Source organism: Pandoraea sp. PE-S2R-1 (genome assembly GCF_002179865.1).
GTDB lineage: Bacteria > Pseudomonadota > Gammaproteobacteria > Burkholderiales > Burkholderiaceae > Pandoraea.
The window spans coordinates 1-421 of sequence record NZ_NGUR01000068.1 but is presented as its reverse complement, the minus strand read 5'-3'; the positions used below and the strand labels follow the sequence as shown (position 1 = coordinate 421).

The window sequence follows — 421 nt, the reverse complement described above, 5'->3', positions numbered from 1 at the left end:
TGCGCTCGCAGGGATGGTCGTCGCCGCCGATGTGGGACCCGATTGCAGGCGATTACCGTACGGCCGATGGCTGGATTCGTCTGCACACCAATGCGCCGCATCATCGTGCCGCCGCCCTTGCAGTGCTTGGCGCGCAGGCCAATCGCGACGCGGTGGCACGCGTAGTCGCTACGTGGCAGGCGGATGCGCTCGAAACCGCCGTCGTCGCCCATGGGGGATGTGCTGCGGCGATGCGCACGCTCGCGCAGTGGGACGCCCATCCTCAAGGCGAGGCCGTGGCTCGCGACCCCTTGTTGCAGTGGGAGACGTTCGACGTTGGATCGGCGGCGGGTGTTCAGCGCGACGTTACCGGTTGGAAGCCGATGCGCGAACGCCCGCTCAGCGGCATCCGCGTACTCGATCTCACACGCATTCTCGCGGG

The 421-nt window shown here is 67.7% G+C and carries 1 pseudogene; it reads left to right on the top strand.

Going from position 1 to position 421, the window contains the following annotated elements:
* Nucleotides 1–421, top strand: a pseudogene (locus CDV44_RS28140) (CoA transferase); the annotation flags it as partial.